The 26,477-nt window shown below is 42.5% G+C and carries 21 protein-coding genes and 1 tRNA gene; 8 read left to right on the top strand and 14 right to left on the bottom strand.

The window, feature by feature from the left end:
- Positions 1–20: 20 nt before the first annotated feature.
- Positions 21–2,015, bottom strand: coding sequence for a M1 family metallopeptidase (locus tag NFS34_RS09380; protein WP_251359781.1), 1,995 nt, complete (start codon positions 2,013–2,015; stop codon positions 21–23).
- Positions 2,016–2,516: 501 nt separating this feature from the next.
- On the opposite strand from NFS34_RS09380, the gene NFS34_RS09375 reads away from it, so the two are divergent.
- A complete protein-coding gene (locus NFS34_RS09375; RefSeq protein ID WP_251359780.1) occupies positions 2,517–3,332 on the top strand; it encodes a cyanophycinase in 816 nt (271 codons plus the stop codon).
- A 64-nt stretch (positions 3,333–3,396) separates the two neighbouring features.
- Positions 3,397–4,014 carry a hypothetical protein gene (locus NFS34_RS09370; protein WP_251359779.1) on the top strand — a complete coding sequence of 206 codons (618 nt, stop codon included), beginning with the start codon at positions 3,397–3,399 and terminating at the stop codon, positions 4,012–4,014.
- A gap of 313 nt (positions 4,015–4,327) precedes the next feature.
- Here the strand turns inward: NFS34_RS09370 and gltX are convergent, their stop codons facing one another.
- Entirely contained in the window at positions 4,328–5,746 is a 1,419-nt protein-coding gene (gene gltX, locus NFS34_RS09365) for a glutamate--tRNA ligase (protein WP_251359778.1), read from the bottom strand.
- Between the two features lie 194 nt (positions 5,747–5,940).
- Here gltX and NFS34_RS09360 point away from each other — a divergent pair.
- A tRNA-Val gene (locus NFS34_RS09360) sits at positions 5,941–6,016 on the top strand.
- An 86-nt stretch (positions 6,017–6,102) separates the two neighbouring features.
- Here NFS34_RS09360 and NFS34_RS09355 read toward each other — a convergent pair.
- Positions 6,103–6,642 carry a PleD family two-component system response regulator gene (locus NFS34_RS09355; RefSeq protein ID WP_251359777.1) on the bottom strand — a complete coding sequence of 180 codons (540 nt, stop codon included), beginning with the start codon at positions 6,640–6,642 and terminating at the stop codon, positions 6,103–6,105.
- Positions 6,643–6,828: 186 nt separating this feature from the next.
- On the opposite strand from NFS34_RS09355, the gene NFS34_RS09350 reads away from it, so the two are divergent.
- From NFS34_RS09350 to NFS34_RS09330, 5 genes are all read left to right on the top strand, one after another.
- Entirely contained in the window at positions 6,829–8,211 is a 1,383-nt protein-coding gene (locus NFS34_RS09350) for an FAD-binding oxidoreductase (RefSeq protein ID WP_251359776.1), read from the top strand.
- A 1-nt stretch (position 8,212) separates the two neighbouring features.
- The gene (locus NFS34_RS09345; RefSeq protein WP_251359775.1) at positions 8,213–8,977 is read left to right on the top strand and encodes a hypothetical protein; all 765 of its coding nucleotides are present in this window, start codon (positions 8,213–8,215) and stop codon (positions 8,975–8,977) included.
- Between the two features lie 71 nt (positions 8,978–9,048).
- Positions 9,049–10,392 (top strand): HAMP domain-containing sensor histidine kinase, encoded by a 1,344-nt coding sequence (locus NFS34_RS09340; protein ID WP_251359774.1) that lies wholly within the window; start codon positions 9,049–9,051, stop codon positions 10,390–10,392.
- Positions 10,392–11,747 (top strand): sigma-54 dependent transcriptional regulator, encoded by a 1,356-nt coding sequence (locus NFS34_RS09335; protein WP_251359773.1) that lies wholly within the window; start codon positions 10,392–10,394, stop codon positions 11,745–11,747. The genes NFS34_RS09340 and NFS34_RS09335 overlap by 1 nt, the downstream gene beginning before the upstream one ends.
- A gap of 167 nt (positions 11,748–11,914) precedes the next feature.
- Positions 11,915–12,520: a hypothetical protein gene (locus NFS34_RS09330; protein WP_251359772.1), complete on the top strand. Its 606-nt coding sequence runs from the start codon at positions 11,915–11,917 to the stop codon at positions 12,518–12,520.
- A gap of 29 nt (positions 12,521–12,549) precedes the next feature.
- On the opposite strand, the gene NFS34_RS09325 is transcribed toward NFS34_RS09330, so the two are convergent.
- The 11 genes from NFS34_RS09325 to NFS34_RS09275 form a co-directional block, all read right to left on the bottom strand.
- Entirely contained in the window at positions 12,550–15,798 is a 3,249-nt protein-coding gene (locus tag NFS34_RS09325; protein WP_251359771.1) for a two-component regulator propeller domain-containing protein, read from the bottom strand.
- Between the two features lie 82 nt (positions 15,799–15,880).
- Entirely contained in the window at positions 15,881–16,444 is a 564-nt protein-coding gene (locus NFS34_RS09320; RefSeq protein WP_251359770.1) for a lysophospholipid acyltransferase family protein, read from the bottom strand.
- Position 16,445: 1 nt separating this feature from the next.
- The gene (gene purF, locus NFS34_RS09315; protein WP_251359769.1) at positions 16,446–17,957 is read right to left on the bottom strand and encodes an amidophosphoribosyltransferase; all 1,512 of its coding nucleotides are present in this window, start codon (positions 17,955–17,957) and stop codon (positions 16,446–16,448) included.
- A 25-nt stretch (positions 17,958–17,982) separates the two neighbouring features.
- Positions 17,983–18,612, bottom strand: coding sequence for a CvpA family protein (locus NFS34_RS09310; protein WP_251359768.1), 630 nt, complete (start codon positions 18,610–18,612; stop codon positions 17,983–17,985).
- A 59-nt stretch (positions 18,613–18,671) separates the two neighbouring features.
- Positions 18,672–19,487 carry an SPOR domain-containing protein gene (locus tag NFS34_RS09305; RefSeq protein ID WP_251359767.1) on the bottom strand — a complete coding sequence of 272 codons (816 nt, stop codon included), beginning with the start codon at positions 19,485–19,487 and terminating at the stop codon, positions 18,672–18,674.
- Positions 19,477–20,796 (bottom strand): folylpolyglutamate synthase/dihydrofolate synthase family protein, encoded by a 1,320-nt coding sequence (locus tag NFS34_RS09300; RefSeq protein WP_251359766.1) that lies wholly within the window; start codon positions 20,794–20,796, stop codon positions 19,477–19,479. Before NFS34_RS09300 ends, NFS34_RS09305 begins: the two co-directional genes overlap by 11 nt.
- Positions 20,797–20,831: 35 nt before the next feature.
- Positions 20,832–21,698, bottom strand: a complete 867-nt coding sequence (gene accD, locus NFS34_RS09295) for an acetyl-CoA carboxylase, carboxyltransferase subunit beta (RefSeq protein WP_251359765.1) — start codon at positions 21,696–21,698, stop codon at positions 20,832–20,834.
- A 148-nt stretch (positions 21,699–21,846) separates the two neighbouring features.
- Positions 21,847–22,641: a tRNA pseudouridine(38-40) synthase TruA gene (gene truA, locus NFS34_RS09290; protein ID WP_251359764.1), complete on the bottom strand. Its 795-nt coding sequence runs from the start codon at positions 22,639–22,641 to the stop codon at positions 21,847–21,849.
- A 78-nt stretch (positions 22,642–22,719) separates the two neighbouring features.
- On the bottom strand, positions 22,720–24,909 hold the full coding sequence (locus NFS34_RS09285) for a FimV/HubP family polar landmark protein (RefSeq protein WP_251359763.1): 2,190 nt from the start codon (positions 24,907–24,909) through the stop codon (positions 22,720–22,722).
- Positions 24,910–24,983: 74 nt separating this feature from the next.
- Complete coding sequence (locus NFS34_RS09280; RefSeq protein ID WP_251359762.1) at positions 24,984–26,003, bottom strand: aspartate-semialdehyde dehydrogenase; 1,020 nt, start codon at positions 26,001–26,003, stop codon at positions 24,984–24,986.
- 106 nt (positions 26,004–26,109) lie between these two features.
- Positions 26,110–26,475 carry a zinc ribbon domain-containing protein gene (locus NFS34_RS09275; RefSeq protein WP_251359761.1) on the bottom strand — a complete coding sequence of 122 codons (366 nt, stop codon included), beginning with the start codon at positions 26,473–26,475 and terminating at the stop codon, positions 26,110–26,112.
- Positions 26,476–26,477: the final 2 nt, after the last annotated feature.

The following is a 26,477-nucleotide window of genomic DNA, read 5'->3' as shown; positions in this document are numbered from 1 at the left end:
AGTCTTGCTTCACTAAAAAGCTACTCTGTATTTTCTGCATTAACTATCGCATCAACCGTACCTTGCGCTAAAGGATGGTAGCCTGGACGCGCGATTTGATAAACACGCTTAGCAAAGCTTTCACCCTTATCCGAGGTCATCAACTCTTTATACAGCGGCACGATCAGTTTACGACGACCAATTGAAATAAGGTAATCTTCCAAACGCTGGTTGACCACTTGGTAGTCGCGCTGAATAGCCAATTTTAGCCAAGCATGAGCGACTTCATTATTGCTCGAAGCGGTGAGGTTGTAGGCTTTGTCTAGTTGCGCCATTTGTTCAAGGCTAATGTCTTTTGGCAAATTATTAATGAAATGTAGCCACTCATGAATTGACCATTTATCCGTTGGTAAATCTGCCAGTTCAACATTTTTATCAAGCCAATTTTGACGAGCCTTGTCTACATTGGCAAAAGCATCAGATTGTGGGTTTGGCATAAATTCAGGCAACATAGGAGCATGCAGCCATTCGTTCAGTTCTGCTTGAGTAACTTTACCGGGGTATTTATCGATTAGATGTTTTTGTAGATAGACTTCAAATTCTGGCGTGGTCAAACTTTTAAACGCATGGTCACCAAAATATTGGTTTAAGAATTGATCAAACACTTCACGCCCAAAACGCTGCTCTAAAAAGACTAAGAACATTTGCCCTTTTGTGTATGGCACTCCTGAAAACGTATCATCGGGATCGCGCCCATCGAGAGTGATATGTAAAATAGTATCTCCTACTGGCAGAGTTTTAACCTGCTCACGCAGACCTTGAACCGATAAGGCATTCTCCATATTGGCGCGCTCAACTCCGAACAACTCTTCCATAATGCGGTTTTCGACATAGGAAGTGAAACCTTCGTTTAACCATAAGTCACGCCAAGTGGCGTTGGTTACTAAATTGCCAGACCAAGAGTGGGCTAACTCATGCGCAATCAAATTGACCAAGCTTTTGTCGCCCGCAATCACGGTAGGCGTAATAAAAGATAAACGCGGATTCTCCATACCACCGAATGGGAAACTCGGCGGCAAAATCAGTAAGTCATAGCGCCCCCAAAGGTAAGGACCATACATTTTTTCCGTAATGTCGATCATCTGCTCGGTATCTTCAAATTCCTTAACCGCAGCGTCTAAATAAGCCACTTCGGAATAAACACCGGTTCGCTCGCCCATTGCTTTAAAGCGCAAATCACCAACGCCAATGGCAATTAAGTAAGGCGGGATGGCTTGCGGCATATCGAAATGGTAATCGCCATCAAGTTCGGTGTCCGGTTCATTAAAAGCACTCATCACGGCCAGCAATTGCTTAGGCGTGCGAATATTAGCTTTATAAGTCACCCTAACATCCGGCGAATCTTGAACCGGTATAAAGCTGCGGGCGTGAATGGCTTGGGCTTGGCTAAACATAAAAGGTTCTTTTTTGCCGGCGGTTTGTTCAGGAGTTAACCATTGCAAACCTGAGGCTTCTGGGTTCGAATGGTAATAAACGCGAACCGTATCTTCGCCATCTTTTAATTTAATGGTCAGCTTCGAGCCTAACACTGGATCTTTCTCCGCCAGCTCGAATTCAGCCGCAGATTCATTAGCTTGTCCATCAATCGAACTCACTTTTTCGATAGTTAAATCACGCGTGTCCAGCACTAGCTTTTTAGCATCGGCTTGTAAGCGCTCGAACTTCAAGTCCACGTAACCTTTAAGCTGCTTTTTATCGAATAAAACCTCAAGATTTAAATCTAGGTGTTTGAGTAGTACTTCATCTTTATTGGCATAAGAATGTTCGTCATTAAGGTATGACAGATCAGCTTTTGCGCTTGTATTTTCAGCTACAGGCTTTTCTATAGGCATAGCCTCAGCCTTAACTTCGGCTGCAGAGCTAACGGAAGTTTGCGACTCGGCTGTTGGCGATTGTTCAGATTCACCATCTTGGCAAGCCACTAGGCTTCCAACTACGATTATAGGAATAAGAGTTTTTAACATGGAGTAATTCATATCTTGCCTAATTGATAAGTATTAATTTAATCATTAATAGCGTTGAAAGCGCACATTAGAGCATATTTTTGACTTTGACAAAAGTCGCGATTCTTGGTTGCAGCTTGCTTGGCTAAGATTCCGAAAAACATTACTACGACCACAAAGATTAACCAATAAAATCATGCATTTAAAAACAAAAATTAATTTCATTTCAAGCTCAAGATGGTTTTCTTATTCCTATTCAAAATAGGTGTTTTTATTGTTTTGCATCTAAGCTTTTATTAAGACTTCTCCTCATGGGTTTAAATCACTAGGATCAGCTCTAAACTCAGCTCTATAAGCCCAGGTGGTTGGTTAAGAGTATCGCTGGCACTTGTGGCTTATTACTGGCAATTTTGTTGCCTAACTTTTATAGTGCTGTCAGTGATGCCATTTACGGCACTGTCGCTATAACTTTGAGCTTACACAAGTAAGCAAGCATTACAAAAATTGAATAAATCAAATAAACAGAGGTAGAAGATGCCATCTAAAGGAAGTGGGGATTTTGAGCGTGGCTATATCATTGCCATCGGCGGGTGTGAAAACTGGGTCAGCCCCGATGTTTGCGAGAAATTACGAAGCATTTGTTTAAGTTCTGAATCTAAAGCATTGATATTAAACATTTCTGAACAACAAATAGAGCATCATATTGCAACCGTATTAAGCGATAACGGTTTTGTTGAATGCTCAACCATTGAAATTAAAAGCCGTCAAGATGCACAAAATCCGCAGCTGCTAGCGCAAATGATGAATATTGATTTACTGGTGATAGCAGGTGAACGCCCCTTACAGATCTCTACCCTCATCGGCGGCACCCCCATAGCCAAACAACTCAGAAAACTTAACGCTGATGGTGTTCATATTGTCGGTACCTATGGCGCCGCGGCGCTGCTTAGCGAGCATATGATCGCTGGTGGCCAAGAAGGCACTACCCCTACTCAAAACGGCGTCACTATGGCTCCGGGGTTAGGTTTAACCAACCGCTTTATGGTGGATTATCATTTTGAACAGCAAGGCCGTTTAGGGCGGTTATTAACCGCCCTGTCCTACAACCCTTTTACCTTAGGCATTGGAATTGACGATGGAACGGCACTTTTTATCAGTCCACGCGAAGAATTAGAGGTTTTTGGGACAGGTGCCGCAACATTGATCGACCCAAGTAATTTACAATACTCCTCGATGGGCTCCGCTGGAAGCGGTGATCCCATATCATTATTTGGCCTACAAATGCACATTCTAGCCCAAGGAGCGCGCTTTACTTGTGAACAAAAGGCCTATGATGAACATTGGGCGTAACACCTAATGTTATAAAAGATAATCCAACAAATATAACCGTTAAACTTTTTTAAGTGAGAAAACTATGAGTAACCGTTTAAACATTAAGGGGCTACTAAAAGCTCTGGGGCTAGTAACATCCTCTTTAATTTTGTTAATTTCTTGTAAATCTGCGCCAGTAGTTGAAGAAAAACCGGTCGTGGTAGCACCGCCGCCGAAGCCAGCAAAAACCTACAAGACGGTTAATATTGGCTCAAAAAACTACATGATGATCCCAAGTCATTGGCAGCTCAAAAAAGGGCTAATGCCTAAAGGTTTTGTGCGCTACAGCATTCAAAATCCACACTTCCACTTTGTATTAACCGGTTTTAAATCGCCCAAGCACGCTTTTAGTAAAACTAAAAATCGTAAAGAACTAGACTCCAAAACCCTACTCTATTGGTCAGGCTCAACCGATCGGCAAAAAAACTACAAAGCATTGGATGATGAGCATAAGTCTGGTGAATATGTGGAATATAGCTGTAAAAGTCGCTCTAAATGCTACCAAGTGTTCCCGTTATCGCACTGGCAATCAGTGGTCGCCACCGAGTTGCACGTTAACGATATGAAATACAATATCACCGCTGGTGTGGATGATTTACTAGGACCGCACGCCAAAGAGTTGATTCAAGCAGTGCGCAGTATTAAAGTGCAATCACTTTAATTAACTATCCGTCAAACAATAAAAAAGCCTACATTTGCACAAGACACTAACCCAAACTGGACCTTTCTGTCATTCCCGCGAAAGCGGGAATCCACCTTAAACTATCATACAAGCATTGCAATAGATTCCCGCTTTCGCGGGAATGACGTATTGAGTAAGTAAATATTCATTTAAAATGTAGTTGATTGAAAATTAAAAAAAGCCCTTAAAATTAAGGGCTTTTATCTTTCTATAAATTTAAAAAGTCCAGAACTGGTTAACCTCTTGGCATTTGCAGGCTTTTATTTACTTTGAGATTTAAAAAAAATTGAACTTAGCCATTAGCTTCTCTTTGTGCGATAAACTCAAGCGCCTTATCAATTCGTCTTAACACAGCATCTTTACCGATCCATTCAAGAGTTACTCCTAAATCCGGTGACATGCCTGCCCCAGTCACAGCAACGCGCAATGGCATTCCCACTTTACCCATGCCAAGTTCAAGCTGCTCAGCGGTTTGGCTAACCAAGCTGTGTAAATGATCAGCACTCCAATCGCTGGTCGCTGCTAATTTTTCTTTCGCCAACTCTAGCGGTTGTCGCGCTACCGGACGCAGATGCTTTTTAGCCGCTTTTTCATCAAAAGAATCATAATCTTGGTAAAAATAACGAATAGCCGAAGCTAATTCTTTTAGGGTTTTTACCCTTTCTGCCATTTCCGGAATTAACAACTTGACGTCAACACCATGAGAAACCTCTAGCTCCTGCTCGTTCAGATGCCACTGCAGATGCCGTGCGACTTCTTCGGCTGGCAAATTCTTCATGTAATATTGATTAAGCCAATTGAGCTTGTCGGTATTAAACGCTGATGGCGCCCGATTCACATCTTTTATATCGAATAATTCAACCATTTCATCACGCGAAAAGACTTCTTGATCGCCATGCGACCAGCCCAAACGCACCAAGTAATTTAATAATGCTTGTGGTAAGTAACCATCATCGCGATATTGCATCACGCTAACCGCACCATGGCGTTTGGATAAACGCTTACCATCATCACCGAGAATCATCGGCACATGCGCAAATAACGGCGTCTGAGCGTTTAAAGCAGACATCATATTGATCTGTCGCGGCGTATTATTGACATGATCATCACCTCGGATCACATGGCTTATACCCATATCCAGATCATCCACTACCACGGTAAAATTATACGTTGGAGTGCCATCGGTGCGCGCGATGATTAGATCGTCAAGTTCAGAATTGTTAACAGAAATTTCACCTTTGATTAAGTCCTCAAAAACCACAGCACCTTCAAGCGGATTTTTGAAACGGATCACGTGCGGCTTGGATACATCTTGCTCATCCTCAGACAAATTACGGCAGTGACCGTCATAACCAATATTGTCTTTATTCACCATTTGTTGCTCACGCAAAGCATCAAGTCGCTCTTTAGAGCAATAACAACGATAAGCTTTGCCCTGTGCTAGTAACTGCTCTTTAACTTCCGCATAGCGTTCAAAACGTTTGGTTTGGTAATAAGGTCCTTCGTCATGCTCAAGTCCTAGCCACTGCATACCGTCTAAAATTGCCTGCACCGACGCATCAGAAGAGCGCTCACGATCGGTATCTTCGATCCGCAAAACAAAAGTGCCATGCTGCTTTTTTGCATAAAGCCAACAATAAAGCGCAGTTCTGGCGCCACCAACGTGAAGATAGCCCGTAGGACTCGGTGCAAAGCGTGTTTTAACCGTCATAATGTAACCAGTTTTTCTGACATAAGCTGAAGTTGGCGCTATTTTAACAAGGGGCTATTTATTACTAAAGCCCTTCTGTTGAATTATCTTTGATATTTTTAGAACAAATGCTTGACCTAACAAAATATGCGCCTTAAAATGCGCGCCGTTCTCAAGGGAAGTTAGACAATATCCTATAAGAGAAGTGACTATCTGGGTGGTTAGCTCAGTTGGGAGAGCATCGCCCTTACAAGGCGAGGGTCACTGGTTCGAGCCCAGTACCACCCACCAGATTCTCTAGTACAGCTAGACAATAAAAAGCCTTAGCATTGCTAAGGCTTTTTTGTATCTATCATTTATATCAGGCTTTCGCGAAATCATTGTTTACGAACTAGACGGCGCTCATCGTCAAGCAACTTTTCAATTCTGAAAAAAAGCTCGTAGCGCGAAAAAGGCTTTTTCAAAAAATCATCGGCGCCAATCCTAGAAGCATAAAAGATTTCCGTGGCTTGATCATTACCACTCATCATCATGATTGGAATATTTTCAGTTTCTGGATTTTTCCGAAAAGCCCGCAAAGCAGCAAAGCCATCCATTTCCGGCAAAACGATATCCAAAAAAATCAAATCAGGCCTATCTGCCTGAGCCTTAACTAAACCTTCTTCTGCGGAATAGGCTGAGCTGGTGACGTACTTGTTTTGTTGCAGCATTTTTTCCAGCATGCTGCATACGGTCTTAGAGTCGTCAATAATTAATATTTTAGAGCCCGCAACCGCATTCAAGCGAGGTTTTTTACGACGCTCATCTATTGGAACACTTAAAGCGGCTTCTTGCGCTTGGGGCTGGCTGGAACCAGATTCCAGCGAACTATTTGATGGTTTATCCCATAAGGATTTCATTTTAGAAAAAAAACTCACGCGCCCCCCAGCAACCAAGATTTAACATCATTAACTTGTCTAATTATAAGTTTGCCATTAGCAACTGTCTAATAATTAAGCTTCAAACCATTCACTTATTTTGCTGGTTTAACATTTTATTTCATTTAGTCGCCCGCTCTGGCAAAATATCACCCTATTTCCAGCGCTATTTACAGGATTCCTTAGGTGCCTATTAATTTATCAGGCTTGGCAAACTTGGTCGATACCAATTGTTTGCTCACGGATCACGATTCGCTTCAGCACTATGGTAAAGACTGGACCAATTATTATCCAGTTGCACCGCTGGCTATCGTTTTTCCAAAAACTACCGAGCAAGTGCAAGCCGTTGTTTTGTGGGCCAAGCAAAATCAAGTAGCCATAGTGCCTTCTGGCGGCCGTACCGGTTTAAGCGGCGGCGCGACCGCTACTAATGGCGAGATAGTCTTGGGCTTGGATAAAATGAACAAGATTTTAGACTTTAACGCCGCCACCAAAAGCCTTGATTGCCAAGCTGGGGTCATTACCGAGCAGATCCAGCAATTCGCCCAAGAGCAAGGCTTATATTACCCCGTTGATTTTGCATCAAGTGGCTCCAGCCAGATTGGTGGCAATATTGCTACTAACGCAGGCGGTATAAAAGTTATTAAATACGGTATGACTCGTAATTGGGTTCAAGGGTTAACCGTAGTGACCGGCGCTGGTGAAGTGTTAAAGCTTAATAAAGGTTTAGTTAAAAACGCTACCGGTTATGATCTGCGGCATTTATTTATTGGTAGTGAGGGAACACTAGGCATTATCACCGAAGCGACTCTTGGCTTGTGTCGTCCGCCGCAAAACTTAACGGTTTTGTTACTCGCCATTCCAAGCCTGGAAAGCTTGATGCCACTTTTAGCAGCGTTTCAAAAGCAACTGGATCTGACCGCTTACGAGTTCTTTTCGCAGCAAGCCTTAGACAAGGTAATGACGGCTCACCAAATGCCAGCACCAGTTTCTGAGCCGAGTTCTTACTACTGCTTATTAGAGTTCGATGCGGTCTCGGACAAGGAGCTAGAAACCGCACTTGAGATTTTTGAGCGCAATATGGAATTAGGACATATCCTTGACGGCGCCATTAGCCAAAGTCAGCAACAAGCTGAAGATCTGTGGAAGTACCGCGAGTATATTTCCGAAACCATTGCTCACTACCAGCCCTATAAAAACGATATTGCGGTAACGCCGGAAAAAATCACCGAGTTTTTAACGCGAGTCGATGCCATTGTTGCCAAAGATTATCCTGAGTTTGAAGTAATTTGGTTTGGTCATATTGGCGATGGCAACTTACACCTCAATATCCTAAAGCCTGAGCAACTTGATTCTGCCGATTTTGTAAAGCAGTGTGAACAAGTTAGTCCTAAAATCTTTGCCGTGCTGCAAGAGTTGGACGGTACCATTTCTGCTGAACACGGCGTTGGCTTACTGAAAAAGCCTTACCTAGGTTATTCGCGCAGCGAGGCAGAAATCGCGCTAATGAAAGCGATCAAAAACAGCTTCGATCCGAATGGGATTATGAATCCAGGGAAGCTACTTTAACATGCTGTTGATCTTAAGCATTTTAGCCATTTTAGTGGGGCCGATCGCTTTAAGCTGGTTTCCACACAGCCGCCGTTTAGACAATTTTTTATTCTCTTTCGTGCTGATCTCTATTGGTGGCATTTTGTTGTTGGATATTTTTCCAGCGCTTTGGCAACAAATTGGTTGGCAGCTGTTACCCTTTGCTTTGCTGGGTTTTTGGGGTCCTTCTTTAATTGAAAGCAGCTTTCGCAAGGCCGCCGACAAAGCACACAAGCTCGCATTAGCACTTGGTATTTTAGGTTTAGCGCTACACTCTATCTTGGATGGACTGGCGATTATCGAAGATCAACATAATGCGATGGTGCCCTATGCAGTTGTGTTGCATCGTTTAGTGGTGGGGTTAAGTATCTGGTGGCTGGTTGAGCCGATTTGGGGAAAGTTTAGAACTTATAGCGTTTTTGCTTTGCTGATTCTCGCTACCCTGATTGGCTATGGTTTTGGCAGCGGCATTTTCTTTGATTCTGTTAATTTGGAGCCACATAAAGTTAGCAACGCCGTTTGGCTCGATTATTTCCAAGCACTGATTGCCGGCACTTTATTGCACGTTATTATTCACCGCCCTCATATTGATGAAGATGGCCATCACCACGACCATTCTCACGCGCTAGAGCATGATCCTAGTCATAAGCACAGTCATGGGATCGTGATAAAACACAAGAGCCTATTCGTTACCGGCGCCATTTGCGCTTTGCTACTCATCAGCTTTTTACACCAACTTCATTAAACTGGCATACTTCTTGCTAAATAAAACTCTATAACATACATTGTTGTGGAGTCCCCCTTGTTTTGCACAGAATGAACATTAGAACCAAACTCATCAGCTTATTTGTCGCCCTACTCGCCATCCTATTGGTGATCCAGGCTTTCTTGTACTATCAATACACCGACAAAGTTTCCGAAAACTTAGGACAAGCGGCCTTCCAAGTCTCCAAGCAAACCGCTAGCGTTTTTATTTATAACCAAGATGCCTTCTATGAAAGCAAAAAGCTGACACTAGAACCAGAATCCAGCCAGCCCGGGCAAATTATCTTTAAGCCTATCCATAAAGATATCCAGATCCGACTCGGCGATAACTTACGTGATGAAGAAATTAAAGTTATTAGTCCTGATAAAGAATTCACCATTGATATTCCTCGAACCAAGGTTCAAGCCACCATTAATGAGCTTAAAAGTAGAAATTTGTGGCTTACCTTTGTGCTATTTAGCCTCGCCATTGTCGTAATTATCGTTTTGACCTACAGCATCACCAAACCGCTAATGGCTTTAAATCAAGCAGCAAAAGCTGTCGGCCGTGGCAAATTTGGCACCCAAGTAAAGTTTAATGATAAAAACTATGGCGATGATATCAAAGCAACTATCGAGCAGTTCAATAAAATGTCCAGCGATCTGGTCAGCTTAAGTCAACAACAAGATCAAAAACGAGAATTAGAACATTTTAAGGAACTCAGCGATATTTCTCGAGGACTCGCTCATAATTTACGCAACCCGCTCAACACTCTACAACTAAGCTTGGATCAACTCGATAACCGCGAAAAACATGGCGATGATCAGTCTCAGCGAAATCAACTAACCGAAGTTGCTAAAGTTCAAGTACAACGAATCGAACATTGGCTAAAAAGCTTTACCCTCTTGATGGAACAAGGTATTGATAAATCATTTCAAAAGGTGAAACATTTGCTAGAACAAGCCCTTGAACAAATCGACTACCGCAATTTCACTCTCAACGGTGATGAATCAATACAAATTGCTTGTGTTGAAACTGAAATGGTAATGATATTGCATATTTTGCTGCAAAATGCGGTCGATTCCTCGCTTCAAATGACGCAAAAGCAGCCAGAGGAAAGCTCATCGTTGCCGATAGACGTCAGCTACCTTCATAATAAAAGCCACATCCTGATTAGCATTGCCGATCAAGGGCTTGGGCTCGATACTAAACTTAAACAACGTCTATTTAAGCCTTATACCACCAATAAAACTTACGGTACTGGCATGGGACTTTATATTGCGCAGCGCTTAATGCGTCATCGCTATCAAGCTAATATTGAACTTACAACTAATGAACCACAGGGTTGCATTGCAACTATAAAAATTCCCTATAACGCAGAAGATCAATTGAAAGTACAGGATAAACACCTCTAATGGATACATTTAAAGTTTTAGTAGTCGAAGATGAAGAAGCCCAAGGTAAGCTTATTCAAAGTATTCTACAACAGCGAGATTATGCTGTTGATTGGGTCGAGTCTGCAGAAGCAGCTTATCAAAAAATAACTTCTGAAAATTTTTCCATAGTGTTATCGGATTGGCGTTTACCTGAAAAAGATGGACTTTGGCTACTACAGCAAACGCAAAAAGTAGCTCCACAGCTTTACTTTATCTTAGCCACTGCTTACGGCAGTATTCAGCATGCCATCGAAGCCATTAAGGCGGGAGCTAGCGACTATCTGACCAAGCCTTATAGTCGAGATCAGCTGTTTTTTTGTATCGACCGCGCAGTGGACACTTTACAGTTAAGTCAGCAAAATCAACAACTAAAAAGCGAGCTAAAAGAGCGGCAACAGCTAGTAGATATGGTTGGCAGTTCCAAACCGATGCAAACCATTTTTAACCAAGTGGAAAAGCTCGCACCAACCAATGCAACCATCCATATCGCCGGTGCTAGCGGAACTGGTAAGGAGCTTGCAGCGCGAGCACTACACCAGCTTTCGCCACGAACCAAGCAACCCTTTATTGTCATTAACTGTGGCGCCATTCCCGAAGGCCTAGCTGAAGCTGAATTATTTGGCGCTGAAAAAGGTGCCTTTACTGGCTCACATGCTAGAAAAATCGGTTGCTTCGAAGCGGCCGATGGCGGCACTTTATTTTTGGACGAAGTGGCTGAGCTCTCCCCCGCGATTCAAACTAAATTACTGCGAGTGTTACAGGAAAAAACCGTCACTCGAGTTGGCGCAACCTCTCCAATTAACATTGATGTTAGAGTGATTTCTGCCACTCATAAATCATTGGAAGCATTGGTTGCCGCTGGCGACTTCAGGGAAGACTTGTGGTATCGGCTGAATGTGGTGCCGATCAAAATGCCCGCCTTGAAAGATCGAATTGAAGACCTGCCCGCTTTAATTACTTTTTTCAACGAAAAACATGCCAAGAATCACCAAAGCCGCCCCATCCAGTTTACCGATGGTGCATTACAACAGCTCGAACACTATTTATGGCCGGGTAACATTCGAGAACTAAGCCACGTTATTGAACGCTTAATGCTATTAAGTGATAGCGGTAAAGTTAAGCGTGGCGACTTGGAGTTTCTTAACCAACAACAAAGTAAAACCTCTAGTTTGGTTTTGCCGAAACAAGGCGTAGATTGGGCAATGATGGAACAAGATTTTTATCAACAAGCCTTAAAGTACAGCAAGGGCAATAAGAAAAAAGCCGCCGAGTTATTGGGTTTAAGCTACAAAAGTTTTCTTTATCGACTCGAAAAGTTCCTGATTTCGGAATAAAATCCTGATATCGGGACTTGGGGTGTCCAAAAAGTCCAACTGACGCCTCACGGCATGACCGACAAGCAATAAAAGTTGGCACACTTCTTGCTTATTAATTTAGTGACAGCATAACAACAGCAATGATTATGTTGCGTTACCCTTTTACATTACAGGAGAAGTTAAAAATGAAACTTTCGAAACTAGCAACCTACATCGCCCTTACCCCAGCAATTTTTGGTTTAAGCCTAGCGGCGCTGAACCTTAATGCTGAAGAAAAAACTGAAACGGTTGAAATTCATATCGAGCAAGAAAATGATAAGGATGCTTTAGTTGAACTAGTGGTTAATGGTCAAGCAGAGAAATTTATCTTAGCCGACTTGGCTAAAGGTGAATCGCGCACTATTATCACTGAGTCTGGCAATTCTGTTGTTGCGAACAAAGATCAAGACGGTAACACTATTATCACTCTTGACGGAAAAGATATTCAGTTGTTTAATCCTCACGACGCTCATGGCTCAAATTTTAGCTTTATTAGTGCCGATCATGACTCTACAGATTTCAACATGGACGACAAAATCATGATTATTGGCGGCAACCTATCTGACGATGTCAAAGCTGCTTTAAAGGCTACTCTGCAATCTTATAACCTAGAGAAAGAAATAATCTTCGCTGGTGACGGATCCGATGCTAACGTCTTTATGTTTAAAACTGACATTGAAGAAGTTAGTGAAAGCCAAGGACAAAATGGACAAAAAGAAGCCAAGATTATAAAACGCAAGCGCTCCAACTAGGTGCGGCTTTAGTTTTTATTTGGCTTAGACTAATCCCATTGAATCTTTTTAGATTTCGGAATGGAAGAAACATAATCGAGTTGCCCATTATTAACTAAAGTGGGTAGCTCGCTTAGCAATTTTTTATCAAGATTAGACGGATCGGTAAACTGATTCGAGAAGACACCAACCCAAGCATTCATGCTGTTAGACTGGGCAACGCTTAAGGCCGTTTCAGCAATAAAGTTAACTTTTGACCAGTTTAATTGCTTGCTATTAAATTTAGTATCCACAAAAGGATAGCGGGTAAAACCAATACTGACGGTAATATCGACTTTTTTACCATTAGAGATATCGAATTTTCGCGCAGCAACAATATTTCTAATCTTTTCTGACAAGACCATCTGTTCACGCTTAGAAATACCGCGACTTAAAATTAAAATAGCAGCCCCTTCCCAACGCACAATAATGTCAGTGCCATAACAAATTGAGCGCAGACAATCAGCCAATTGCTTTAGAATTTCATTGGCGCTCAAGTGACCATTTTGTTCTTTAATCGAATGAAAACTATCAATCTCAACACTAAAAACCCCTAAGTAAATTCCTTTTTGCTTAGTGTCTTGCCACGAATTATCGATAGTTTTTAGCTCATGCTGAATATTTCTACGAATATAAGCTTTACTAAACAATCCAGTAAGATCATCTTTCGACTCTTTCTGCTCTAACTCACTTTTAATTTTATCCGCTAAAAACCGTTGCTCAGACAGTGAGTATTGCAAGTCTTCCACTTGATGCAAAAGACTTAGCTTTTCTTCCATTAATAAGGTTTGCTTAGCTTTTTCTCTTTTTAGCCTTAAATCAACAACCTTTCTTTCGCGTCTTAGTTTTTGTACCAAGAAAAATACCATCAGCGCCATTACAATAAACAGCAATGTTATTAATAACCATTTTAAAGTTTCTAGTTTATAGAGTGAAAATTTTGGCTCGATATCAAGACTAATGCCTGGCATTACCCACTGCCCGTTAACATCTTTTTGTTGGATTGTTATGCTAATCGGACGCTCTATCTGATGAATACGAAACTGATTATTAGCAAGCAGCTGCCACTCATTACCGTAACTTGAAATCTTGTATCTTGCGGTTAATTTTTTACTCGACTTGAAGTCAAAGTTAGAAATTTTAATGTCTAATGGCTGTTCTTTTTCGAGTTTAATGCCATTGGTTAATGAGGTTAGCGGGTAAATCAAGTCACCCTGATTTACTTTAGTAATCTGTAACTTGTTGACCCTTTCTTTTGCGACTATTTCTTCAGGTTTAAAACTGCTGACACCATTACTTCCACCAAAATATAAAACGTCCTCATCATCGTGAAATGATGAATTAACGTAAAATTCATTGTGTTGTAAACCATCTTCGTAGGAATAATTGATGATCGGAACTAGGTTATTAGGATGGTAGCGAACCAAACCACGGTGGGTGCTTATCCATAAAAACCCTTTTTCATCAGACTCTATAGAACTAATATAATCACTGGAAAAACCGTCTTTAATTCCGATTCGTTTAAAACGGATTTTACCATCATCATTATAATAAACCCGATTCAAACCTTCGCTGGTACCAATCCATAAAACACCATTTAGATCTTCATAAATGACGTTGATATCTGAAGACGAAATAGTGGTGGAGTCGTTAGATTGATAATAATAATATTCTACCGCTAGGTTTATTGGATTTACCCGCAATAAACCGTTGCTGCCGCCAACCCAAATAAAACCTTGCAGATCCTCATACAGGCTATAAATACCGTATTCTGTGTTTAGGTAGTCTCGAGGTAATTTATGGGTAAAATCCTCTATCTCTATTTGCTTCAATAGCGGAACACCAGCAGCATCTATGGGAATTTTTAGTTTATAGAAACCTTCTTCGCCACCAAGCCAAAAGTTGCCATGACGATCTTGCAACAAGTCATACATAAAACCTAAATCCAATTTCAAATCTTTGAATTTAAAAAATGGGTAGGTTTGGAATTGATCGCTATTATTTCGCTTTATTGAGATACCATTTTCAGCTAATACCCAAATATTGTGATGGGCATCTTCTAGAATAGTTCTTACAAAGCCTAAATGACGCTCTTGCGGTGTATGCTGGAAACGTAAGAAATTATTTAATAGTGCCCTATCAGGGCTATAGCGATAAACACCGGAACTTGAAGTACCGATCCAAAGATAGCCAGCATGATCGACCAATATACTGGTAGCTAAATTTGCCAATTCGAATGTCTTAACTTCACGCTGTTGCAGTAAATGCTCAAATTGCTGATAAGGTTTTAACAAGCTCAAACCAAGGCTAGTACCAATCCAAAGCACTCCATCTTTGGTTCTTACCAAGCGTGTAACCTGATTGTTGCTTAGCGAAGTTATGTCGCTCGAATCGTAAAAGTACTCTTTACTATTTTTGCCCTCTTTGGGCTTAAACTGTTTTAAACCTGAACTCGTAGCGATCCAGTAGGAATCACCTTCAATCAGCACGTCAGAAACTGCCACTTCTGACTGAGTCTTGCTACTTCTTACCTTGTAAAATTGTAGCTGATCAGTTGTTAAATCATACTGATAAAACCCATTCATGCCATTAATCAGCACCAAGTTGTTTTGCAAGGTTGAGCTGTGAAAAATAATTCCATACAAATCATCGCTAAAACAACGACTGCGCTCGAACTGTAAGTCTGAGCTGTAAAAGTAGAAACAGCTATTCGAGTTTAACAATAAACGTCCGTGTTCTAATATTAGAAAACCTGTTATGCTTTGTTTGACTTGAGCTTGATAAAAGCTGCTGATGTTTTCTAACTTTTTAGTTCTTGGATCGAGCCTTAAAAGTGTTTCGAAATTAATCAATAATAAGAGAGTACCATCAGCCGCTACTCGAAAATCCGTAACTTGGGTATTATCATAAGTATTATCGGCAGTTGCTTCTTGTTGCAGATAGTTGTCAATGACAGGTTGCCAATTGATGATCCTGAGATCGTTTGAGTTAATACTATCCAAACCCTGCAGTGTCTGTACCCAGACGTTATCGGACTTATCCAATGCTAAACGGGTTATGTAATTAGCCGATAAGGAAGCTTTATCCCCAACTTGTTTGGAGAAAATTTCAAACTGATGGCCATCGTATCGGTTCAGCCCTGATTGGGTTGCAACCCACATAAAACCTTGCGCATCTTGCACCATATCAGTAATGCTAGTTTGGCTTAAGCCCTCTTGAATATTGATCCGAGTAAAGCGGGCATTGTCATTGCTAGCCAACAAACTGGCACAAAAAGAAATTGAAAAAACAAGCAGACTAATGGCACAAAAGCCATTAAAAAATTGTGATGAGATGAGTCTCCTAGCTATCCTTAACCTCAAGTCTTATATCGCTCGCTAATTCTGGTTTAATTCCTACTTTATCTTGGTAAAAATCACGGATGGTATCCATATCCTGTTCTTTATCCCCAGTTAGATAAATAGTAGCACCAATACCTAAGGTCTTGGTACTTTTATCTAAAAAAGCCATCACTAGCGGAACTTGTGCTTTCAAGGCGATATGGTAAAAGCCACTTTTCCACTTATCGGTTTTGCTACGAGTCCCTTCTGGCGCCAACGCAAGAGCGATTTCGTCTCGTTCATTGATAATCGCGACCACTTGATCGACAACATTGTGCGAGCTAGAACGCTCCACAGGAATGCCACCAAGCCACTTAAAAAACCAACCAAAAGGTGGCTTAAATAAAGTATGTTTACCAAGGTAAGCAGGTTTCATACGATAACAGAAACGTGCCATCATCATGATCACAAAATCCCAATTGGAAGTATGCGGCGCAAAAATAAAAACTACCTTTTTCTGCTCTGGCATTTCGCCAACCAGCTTCCAGCCCAACAATCGCAAAAGATACTTAAAGAAATAACGCATATTATTGATTATGCAGGTCCATAACCATGGCAACATCTTCGATGTCGGTCTCTTTTTTTGCACTGTCATTGCGCAAATCTTCAAGCCGCTTCAAGTAATCTTCGTTGATACCGCCGGTAATATAATTTCCATCAAATACGGACAAATCAAACTTTTCAATATTTGGATTACCTTCGCGTACCGCTTCCACCATATCCTCAATATCTTGGTAAAAAATTCGATCCGCGCCAATCAGGTCACCAACTTCGTCTTCTGTTCGACCGTGAGCAATCAATTCATTAGCAGCAGGCATATCAATACCGTAAACGTTTGGATAGCGTACTGGCGGCGCTGCGGAAGCAAAATACACTTTATTAGCACCCGCTTCGCGAGCCATCTCAATGATTTGACCCGATGTGGTGCCTCGAACAATTGAGTCGTCCACTAGCAAAACATTTTTGCCCTTAAATTCCAAATCGATAGCATTGAGTTTTTGCCGCACGCTTTTCTTGCGCATCTGCTGACCGGGCATAATAAAAGTGCGACCAATATAACGATTTTTGATGAAACCATGACGCATTTTAACGCCTAATTCATGCGCTAATTGCACGGCCGAAGTTAACGAAGTGTCTGGGATCGGGATCACCACATCAATATCGTGATCCGGCCAAACGCGATTAATCTTTTCGGCCAATTGCTCGCCCATACGCAAACGAGCTTTATAAACCGACACATTGTCAATCAAGGAATCCGGACGCGCTAAATAGACATGCTCAAAAATACAAGGCGTCAACTGTTGATTCGCAACACATTGCTTTCTGAAAAGCTCGCCTTCTTCATTGATAAACACCGCTTCGCCAGCGCCAATATCGCCAATCAACTCGAAACCCAGTGCATCCAAAGCCACTGACTCGGAAGCGACCATATACTCGGTTCCAGCGTCGGTAACTCGCTTACCATAAACCGCCGGACGAATACCATGGGGATCTCGGAAACACAAAAGGCCGTGTCCACTGATCAGTGCAACAGCTGCATAAGCGCCTTGGCAACGCTCGAAAACCCGCGCAACCGCAGCGAAAATCTCATCAGCAGACAACTTGTTTTTATCTTTAATTTGTAATTCGTGCGCCAACACATTAAGCAACACTTCAGAATCTGAGTTAGTATTTAAATGACGGCGATCGGTCAAATACAATTCTTTTTTGAGTTGCTCATCGTTAGTTAAATTACCATTATGTGCTAAGGTTATACCGTAGGGTGAGTTCACATACAGCGGTTGCGCTTCGGCACTGGTGGAACTGCCTGCCGTTGGGTAACGCACATGACCAATACCAGTATTACCGGTCAAACGGCGCATATGGCGAGTATGAAATACATCGCGCACCAGACCATTATCTTTGCGTAAATAAAGACGTCCATCGTCGCTGGTTACAATACCTGCCGCATCCTGCCCTCGGTGTTGTAACACGGTCAAAGCATCATAGATACTTTGGTTAACAGGAGATTTTCCTACAATACCAACTATACCGCACATATTTTGTTTAACCTTTGCTTAATCTTTACTGATCTGAATCGTCTTGCTCTACTGTTGAATCTTGAAGCTGCTCTAACCCCTGCTCTAATAAAGCCTTTTGCGCTTTAGCTTGAATGGGATCTAAAGGCATCGGTTGATCTTCAGGCGACTTGTTAGATTGGTTTTTCTCCAACTCTGGGATATCAACCACATCTCCTAACTTATCGTAAAACCATTCTGCAACCACTTCCATGTGCGGAATTAGCTTTGATTCGCCCCACCAATCATCTTTCGGTACAGGAGTAAACTGTCTTAAGCCTAAGATGATCAAAGCAACGATCAAAACTCCTCGCAATGCCCCAAAACCCATACCCAAAAAACGATCGGTGCCGCTTAAGCCTGCTTTATCGATCATTTTCCCAATCATGTAATTAATCACACCAGCAATAAATAGGGTAATGATGAAGATACTGACCCAGGCCACGCCAAGCCGCAAGCTGTTGGTTTCAATATGCTCAACCAACATTTGTGCAACGGGTTCGTAAAAAGTTTTGGCTAAAAGAAAAGCTGCAATCCAGCCAGCAAGAGATAAGGCTTCACGCACAAAGCCGCGCATCAAACTGATTAAGGCAGAGAGCCCAATAATGGCCAAAATGGCCCAATCAACCCAAACCATAGCAATCTATTTTTGTGAAGTTGGGCATATTTTAACAGAGCTACCCAATAACGGAAACATTAATGTGCGATTGGATCAAACTCAATCACTTTAACGCTATTACCAACAATATCAGCCAGTTTATCGCTGCGAGACTCGGCTAATTTTTTCTCTGGATAAGGGCCGACGTAAACTCGAGCATAATCCTTATCCACCCGTTGATAAGCTCTAAATTCTTGCTTTCGAAGATCCGAAACCAACTTTTTAGCATTGTCTTTATTGGAAAAAGTACCAATTTGGATAACATAAGCCTTTTCTTTAAATGTAGGCGCTTTGGCTACTATTGGCTTAGTCTTGGTTTCTGGCTTGGCTTTTGGCGGCTCAACTTTTTGAGCGACTTTAGTGGCTTGCTTGGCCGCTTCTTTGATCTTATCTTCTGTAGCTGCTGTTTTATTGGTCTCTGACTTGTTATCGACTTTGACGGCTTGGTTTGTTGCTGTTTCAGGCTTTTTGCTTGACTCTTGATTGGCTACCGATTTGCTCGCTTGAGTTTTGTTCTCTTGGCTGTTTTCAGCGACTTTAACTTGAGAATTCACATCGGATGCGTCGGTAGCGCTGTCTTTTGTATTATCAACTTGTGGTTCAAATTTTTCATCCAAGTTTATAACCAATGAGCCTTTTTCTTGAGGTTTTTCATTCCTTTGGCCACTAACTTCAGTCGTCGCCGACTCTTGCAACGGTTGCGCAGGCTCTGTTTTAACTTCTGGCATCGGCGGGATTTGCGAGACAATCTCTTTACGGTATTTCTCGCTATCCAGGATTAATGGCAAAAAGAAGGCAGCGATGGCGATGATCACCGCAGCACCCACTAAACGATATTTTAACTTATCTTCCATTTTCCGCTTTTTCCCGTTTCTGAATATCAGCCAAGCTTTGTTGCCAATACTCTAGCATTTGCCCAACCGTTACGAAAGAACCAAATACCACCAAATAGTCGCTATTATCAGCATTTTCACTGAAATAACGATAAGCGGCCTCGAGCTTGCCAAAGTTATTGATACGCGCAACGGGTAATGCCTGTTGATCCATTAAGAAATTAAGCTCTTGCTGCAATAGGTTACCGTCAGCGCCGCGGGCGGTAGCTAAGTCTATTAACAGCCAATGATCAACCAGCACCATTTGCGCCAAACTATTGGCAATATCCTTATCTTTAAGCATGCCACAAATCGCCCAAATTTTAGCTCCAGCATCTTTATCCAATTGTGCTAGCTTAGTATTAAGCAACTTGGCCGAATCAGGGTTGTGCGCTACATCCACAATAATGGGTGGAAAGTTGGATAAGCGATAAAAGCGCCCCATCAATGTCGCTTGCGCAATCGCCTGCTGAACCTCTGCCGACTGCACTTTCTCCGCAAATAACTGATGGAAGGCAACTATCGCCGCAGCCATATTCGGAATATAAAGACTAGAATTGGCAAGACTTTCGAACTTTAACTCGTTGATTTTTAATGACCAATGGTCTTGCGAAGCAATTATTTGGTAATCTTTATTTTCCAATAACACTTGTGGCTTTATTCGTGCAAAAGCTTCTTCAAACAAAGGCTCAAGCGTCTCCGAGGCCAAAATAACAGGGCGTCCCTGTCGCGTAACTCCAGCCTTTTCTTGGGCAATAGAGAATAAATCATCACCAAGCCAATCGGTATGATCGAGTCCAATAGAAGTAATAACCGCAATATCAGCATCAACAATATTGACCGCATCTAAACGACCACCCAGTCCCACCTCAAGCGCGATAAAATCGAGTTGTTGCTGCGAAAAGATGTAAAGCGCCACCAAAGTAGTGAACTCAAAATAGGTTAATGGCGTCGCCTCTTGCGCTTTAGCAATCCGCGCAAAAGCCTGCACTAACAAAGTATCACTTACTGGCTCGCCATTAAGCTTAACTCGTTCGTTAAATTGGATAAGGTGCGGCGAGGTATAGCTGCCAACGTTTAAATTATGCTGTTCGGCTAAGGACTCTAGTGTAGCAATTACTGAGCCTTTGCCATTGGTACCAGCAACCGTAATGACTGGCGCTTTTGGTGAAGCGAGCTGCAACTTTGCAGCGACTGCCGCTAGCCGTTCTAAGCCTAATTCGATCTTATCGGTTGGATGGTTAAACTCTAACCACTCCAACCACTCTACTAAGGTTTCTGGCTGTGACAAAACTCTAACTTAAGAAGCTAAAATCGTAGCAGACGCTAGGAAATAACTGGCTCTGGAAGTTTTAGCAACTTGGCCGAAAGTTTTGCTACTGTCTCGCGCATATTACGACGATCCACGATCATATCAACAGCGCCATGCTCTAACCAAAACTCGCTCAAGCGGAATCCTTCCGGTAATTTCTCACGAATGGTTTGTTCTATCACTCGCTGACCGGCAAAGCCAATAAGTGCTTTTGGCTCAGCTATATGCACGTCACCTAACATCGACAAACTGGCGGTAACACCACCCATGGTAGGATCGGTTAAGACCGAAATGAAAGGTAGGCCTTTTTCCGACAATTTTGCTAAAGCCGCACTGGTTTTTGCCATTTGCATTAAAGAGACCAGCGCTTCTTGCATACGAGCCCCACCGCTGGCTGAAAAACAAATCAATACTGAGTTGGTTTTGATCGCCATCTCCACTGCACGGACAAACTTTTCACCAACCACCGAGCCCATCGAGCCGCCCATAAATTTAAAATTAAAAGCACAGGCAATGACAGGAACTTGGTGAACGGTGCCACGAAAAGCAATTAACGCATCATTTTCATTGGTTGTTTTCTGGGCAGCATAAATTCTATCTTTATATTTTTTTGAATCCTTAAACTTCAGCAGATCCACTGGCTTCATATCCGGAGCAATTTCAATACGCCCTTCTTGATCTAAAAACAACTCAAGACGTTCACGCGCATCAATTCGCATGTGATGTTCGCACTTGGGACAAACCCCTTGGTTACGACTCAATTCAGCGTAATAAAGCACGGCTTCACAGTTAGTACATTTGCTCCAAACACCTTCAGGGATCGACTTTTTCTTAGCGCCTTCGGGATTTCTTTTCGGTAATAATCTCTCTAACCAGCTCATAAGTAGGTATAAATCAATAAGTTAATTAAGGATATTTTAACAGCTTTAACCTCAAGAGGTATAGTTTAAATCCTCTGCGTCTTGGCTGGTAAAACCAGCAACTAAGCATTCAAGTGTAGTTTTAGATTTCAACACTTTATTTCATTCGCTAAAACTTGTCCTGTAAAAACAAAGGGCCTATTGGCAATCGCGGTAGCTGATAGGCTTCGGGGTAGTCAACGTCCACTAGATATAAGCCTTTCGGGCTGGCAGTAGCAGCCGCTTGGGTACGATCTTTAGATTCTAATAAGCTTTGCGCCCATGCTGGTTCTTGCTGGCCACGGCCAATTTCTATCAAGCTGCCAGCGATATTTCTGACCATATGGTGCAAAAAGGCATTAGCCTTAATATCGATAATCACATAGACGCCGTGGCGTTTAACGAACAAATGATGCACATTGCGCATGGCCGTTGGCGATTGGCACGAAGCAGCCTGAAAAGCACTAAAATCTTGCTCGCCTGGAAAATATTGGCAGGCCTGATTCATCCTATCAACATCCAATGGCTGACGAACCCAAGTTAGACCAGCGCCACCAATCGCCGGTCGAGCACGAGTGTTACTGATAATGTAGCGATAACGTCGAGCGGTTGCCGAAAAACGTGCATGAAAGTCTGAGTCTACCTCTTTAACCCAACGTACAGCGATGTCATTTGGCAATTGAGTATTAGCGCCTAAGATCCAAGCCTTGTCAGGTCTTGGTTTATTGCTCTGAAAATGCACCACTTGCCCCGTAGCATGCACCCCAGTATCGGTTCTACCTGCACAAAACACTTGGATTGGTTCATCTGCGATACTTGATAAGACTTGCTCTAAACTGGCCTGAACCGATGGCGAGTGAGATTGACGCTGCCAACCGCAATAGTGTTCGCCATTGTATTCAATACCAAGTGCTGTTGTTTTCATAGTTTCAATGATGGCTTAAGCATCCGTTATCCAATAAAAAACACCGGCTAGTCCGCCGGTGCTTTTGAGTTACGAAACTTAAAGTTCTGCTAAGAAATCAGCTGCAGCTTGTCGTTGCTGCTCGCTTCCTTCTTTGGCTATTTCTTCTAAAATTTCCCTAGCAGACTCTTCGTCGCCCATATCTAAGTAAGCCTTTGCCAGCTCCATTTTGGTTTCGGCCTCATCTTCAGAAAGCACCGTTTCAATATCAGGCTCGGCAGAATCCTCGGAAGCTTTTTCAGCATTAAACTCAATAACATTATCTTCTATTTTTTCAGCAGCTTCTGACTGGGCTTCTTCAGCCACATTACTGGCCTCTTCCACTGCCTCATCAACCGCAGCTTCGAGTTCCTCACTTAAGTCCAACTCATTCGCTTCAGTTTCATCACCAAACACTTGCGATTCGTTGGGAAGTTCCACTTCTTTTATTTGAACCTCAGCAGGTGAAACCGCATCATTGGCAGCAAACAAACCAAGCAAACTGGCAGCTTTTAGACCCAATCTGGAGTCATGATCAAAATCTTCAGTAAAATCGCTGTAGACCTTTTTGATGCTAGCCGCATCTTGGTTAGAGCTATAAACTTCCATTAATTTGATTCGCGCGCCATGATTCGACGGCTCTTGCTCCAATGTTTGTAGTAATTTGCTTTCAGCTTCTTCAAGTTTGCCCTGAGCAATTAAAATATCCGCTTCTTCTACTGGATCGGTTTCAACTTCAGGGGAATCCATTGGAGTGTCAGTAAAAGCTGGTTGATGTTCGCTATTGGCTTTATAGCTAAAGCTTGGATCCACCAGTTCTTCTTCCAACTCTTGCTGCCGCTTTTTCCAGAAAGCGGTCAAACCAAACAAGGCCAATAAGGCCGCTAGCGCTGCCCCCAGCCAACCCCAGAAACTAGTCTTTTGCCAAAATGACGCCTGCTTTGGGCTGCTTTTTACCGCTTCCGGCTGGCTAGCTTCGCCAACCGCGGTACCGACTGTATCGGTATTAGCACTATCAAGGTTTTGTGCTTGGTTACTGTTTTCATTACTAGCAGTTTCTAATGATAAAGTTTCCAAAGCTTCATCAGCATCATCTTTGGCGGTAGCCGAACCAGCAAGTACCGACAAGGTTTCATCTTCCACTGCCAATCCTTGTTCGCTACCACTATTTACCGCGGCTAATTGCTGTTTAAGCTGCTCATTTTCCAACTTGAGCGATTCGATCGTCGCCACTAATTCTTGGTTAGATCCCGACACCCCTTCGCCTGCAGCGCTATCAAGAATATCCGAACCTGAAGTATCGCTAGTGTCTGATTCAGTGACGCTACTAATGGTCAAACTACCTGCTTGCGGCTGCGAACTGGCTTCAGCTTTTTCGCTAACCTCTTTGCGCACATCTAGCGGCGCTGCAGAGGCGGTATCCGATTTTAGATCTTGATAACTGACGGCGCGCGAAACCGCTTGCGCCGAACTTGCAGTTGGCACTTTTAACACAGCGCCCGCTTTTAAACGATCAATGTCATTATTAATAAATGCCGAAGGATTATTGCGGTATAAAGCGGCCAAAGTTTGGTTGACGCTTGCTCCTTCAGGCTTCACTCGTCTGGCAATACTCCATAATGTATTACCCCTTTGCACTTGATAGCTATCGCCAGTAAAGGCTATTCGAGTTTGATTCGTATTAGTTGTAGCACTGCTTTCTTTTGGCCTTGCGGTAGAGTTAGAGCTGGGGCTAGTTTGGCTAGCTGTGTCGAGGCTACTTGTAGCTGAGCTCACAGGAGCTTGTGTTTCGCTTGGAGTCACCAGCTGCGAAGATTGATTATCAAGCGCTGGCGGATCGAGTAATACCGTATATTCTCTTAATAAACGCCCTTGTGGCCAAGTCAGCTCAACCAAAAAATTAATGTAAGGTTCGCGAATGGCATCCTTTGACATCACTTTAATGAATTTTGAGCCATCGTCTTGTTCGATAATGTCGAAAACAAATTTATTGTGAACCGGATCTTTGGTAACACCAAACTTGCTGTAGGCCTCGTAGGAAGCAATTTTCGCTTTTAGATCGGTCTGCTCAAACTCTTTCGAGGAGAGTAAGCGAATTTCGGCACTTAACGGCTGGTTAAGCTTAGTTTTGGAACTGATCTCACCCAACCCCAATCCCCAAAGGCTTGGCGATGCCATCGCCGTAGCCACTGCCATCGGCAACATTAACCGACGAAATTTATTATTTTGTTGCATCTTGTTTTGACCCATTGAATACCCCTAAACACTGTTCCTTGTGTGGACTGGTGTGTTAACACTAATAAGATTTATCCCCTATTTTGCGGTTATAGGTAATTTTTTACAAGTATTTCAGCTATTTGCACCGAGTTTAATGCCGCGCCCTTGCGTACATTATCCGACACTACCCACATCGCGATACCGTTTTCCAACCCTATATCTTTGCGAATACGACTGACAAAGACGCCATCTTTGCCGCTGGCGTGGGTTACCGGCGTGGCATAATCAAGCTGCTGCATGTTATCCACCAGCTCGACTCCTTGGGCATCTTGCAACAGCTGGCGCACTGCAGAAACCTCAATCGGTGCTTTGGTTTGCAAGTGAATAGCTTCCGAATGGCCATAAAACACAGGCACTCTCACCGCTGTAGGGCTGACTTTAATATCCACATCGGCAAGAATTTTCTGGGTTTCCCAAACCATTTTCATTTCTTCTTTGGTATAGCCGTTGTCTTGTATAACGTCGATATTCGGCAACACATTAAAAGCAATTTGCTTATCATAAGCCTCACTTTTTACTTCGCGAGCATTCAACAGTTGTGCCGTTTGCTTGGCAAGTTCTTCCACCGCTTTTTGACCCGAGCCAGAAACTGCCTGATAGGTTGAAACGTTTATATGCCTAATCCCCACGGCATCTTGAATAGGCTTTAAAGCGACCATCATTTGCATAGTCGAGCAGTTAGGATTAGCGATAATTCCATGATTTTTATAATCAGCAATTTTTTCAGGATTAACCTCGCTAACCACCAACGGAATATCATCTTGATAACGAAACTCAGAGGTATTGTCGATCACCGCTGCGCCGGCCTGTGCGGCGATTGGCGCATACTGTTTAGAAATGGCACCGCCAGCAGAAAATAGTGCTATGTCGACTTGAGCAAAATCAAAATCATCCAGTTTTTGCACCATTGTCGACTTACCTTGAAAAGTAACCCGCTCACCAGCCGAGCGCTCACTTGCCAATAAAAAAATCTTGTCTACCGGGAAATTGCGTTCTTCCAGAATTTCGCGCATGGTCACGCCTACCGCACCTGTCGCGCCAACAATGGCTAAATTAACTTTTTTCACTTAATACTCTCTATATAAATACTTTCTTTGAAAACAATACTTTCTTTAAAAACCTGCTTTTAAACTGGGCATTAAATTAACTAATAACTTTAAATAACAACCATAACTATTTCTTTTTATTATAAAAAATCATAAACCTCGAAGCTATATAACCCACAAAGCCTAAGGCTAGGACATAACGAGCAACGTTTAACACCTGATTACCAAACTGTAATTTCAAATCGAAGCTTTTGTTTAAGTAGGCAGTAATATTAATCTCAAAGTACCAGAGTAAAATGCCTAGAAGAAACACTATCACCGAGATAAAAGACAGGGTTTGTAAGCGACTGGATTTTTTTAATTTTTGCATCACCTGCGCATTTTCTAAATTTTCTACCTTACCCTCATCGCTGAAAACCGCGCCACAGTGACTACAAGATTTAGCCCTACTTGAAATTTTCTTACCACAAACTCGACAATTGATAATCGACATAT

Source organism: Kangiella sp. TOML190 (genome assembly GCF_023706045.1).
In the GTDB taxonomy this organism is placed as follows: Bacteria; Pseudomonadota; Gammaproteobacteria; order Enterobacterales; family Kangiellaceae; genus Kangiella.
Note: the sequence above shows the minus strand (reverse complement) of the source record. Positions and strands in the feature narration are given on the sequence as shown.

Bases quoted from the DNA above. Each gene is read 5' to 3' on its own strand.
- NFS34_RS09375 (WP_251359780.1), top strand. From the start codon at position 2,517: ATGCCATCTAAAGGAAGTGGGGATTTTGAGCGTGGCTATATCATTGCC.
- NFS34_RS09310 (WP_251359768.1), bottom strand. From the start codon at position 18,612: ATGGTTTGGGTTGATTGGGCCATTTTGGCCATTATTGGGCTCTCTGCC.
- NFS34_RS09380 (WP_251359781.1), bottom strand. From the start codon at position 2,015: ATGAATTACTCCATGTTAAAAACTCTTATTCCTATAATCGTAGTTGGA.
- NFS34_RS09345 (WP_251359775.1), top strand. From the start codon at position 8,213: ATGCTGTTGATCTTAAGCATTTTAGCCATTTTAGTGGGGCCGATCGCT.
- NFS34_RS09335 (WP_251359773.1), top strand. From the start codon at position 10,392: ATGGATACATTTAAAGTTTTAGTAGTCGAAGATGAAGAAGCCCAAGGT.
- truA (WP_251359764.1), bottom strand. From the start codon at position 22,641: ATGAAAACAACAGCACTTGGTATTGAATACAATGGCGAACACTATTGC.
- NFS34_RS09275 (WP_251359761.1), bottom strand. From the start codon at position 26,475: ATGTCGATTATCAATTGTCGAGTTTGTGGTAAGAAAATTTCAAGTAGG.
- NFS34_RS09285 (WP_251359763.1), bottom strand. From the start codon at position 24,909: ATGGGTCAAAACAAGATGCAACAAAATAATAAATTTCGTCGGTTAATG.
- accD (WP_251359765.1), bottom strand. From the start codon at position 21,698: ATGAGCTGGTTAGAGAGATTATTACCGAAAAGAAATCCCGAAGGCGCT.
- NFS34_RS09370 (WP_251359779.1), top strand. From the start codon at position 3,397: ATGAGTAACCGTTTAAACATTAAGGGGCTACTAAAAGCTCTGGGGCTA.
- NFS34_RS09330 (WP_251359772.1), top strand. From the start codon at position 11,915: ATGAAACTTTCGAAACTAGCAACCTACATCGCCCTTACCCCAGCAATT.
- NFS34_RS09305 (WP_251359767.1), bottom strand. From the start codon at position 19,487: ATGGAAGATAAGTTAAAATATCGTTTAGTGGGTGCTGCGGTGATCATC.
- NFS34_RS09320 (WP_251359770.1), bottom strand. From the start codon at position 16,444: ATGCGTTATTTCTTTAAGTATCTTTTGCGATTGTTGGGCTGGAAGCTG.
- gltX (WP_251359778.1), bottom strand. From the start codon at position 5,746: ATGACGGTTAAAACACGCTTTGCACCGAGTCCTACGGGCTATCTTCAC.
- purF (WP_251359769.1), bottom strand. From the start codon at position 17,957: ATGTGCGGTATAGTTGGTATTGTAGGAAAATCTCCTGTTAACCAAAGT.
- NFS34_RS09340 (WP_251359774.1), top strand. From the start codon at position 9,049: ATGAACATTAGAACCAAACTCATCAGCTTATTTGTCGCCCTACTCGCC.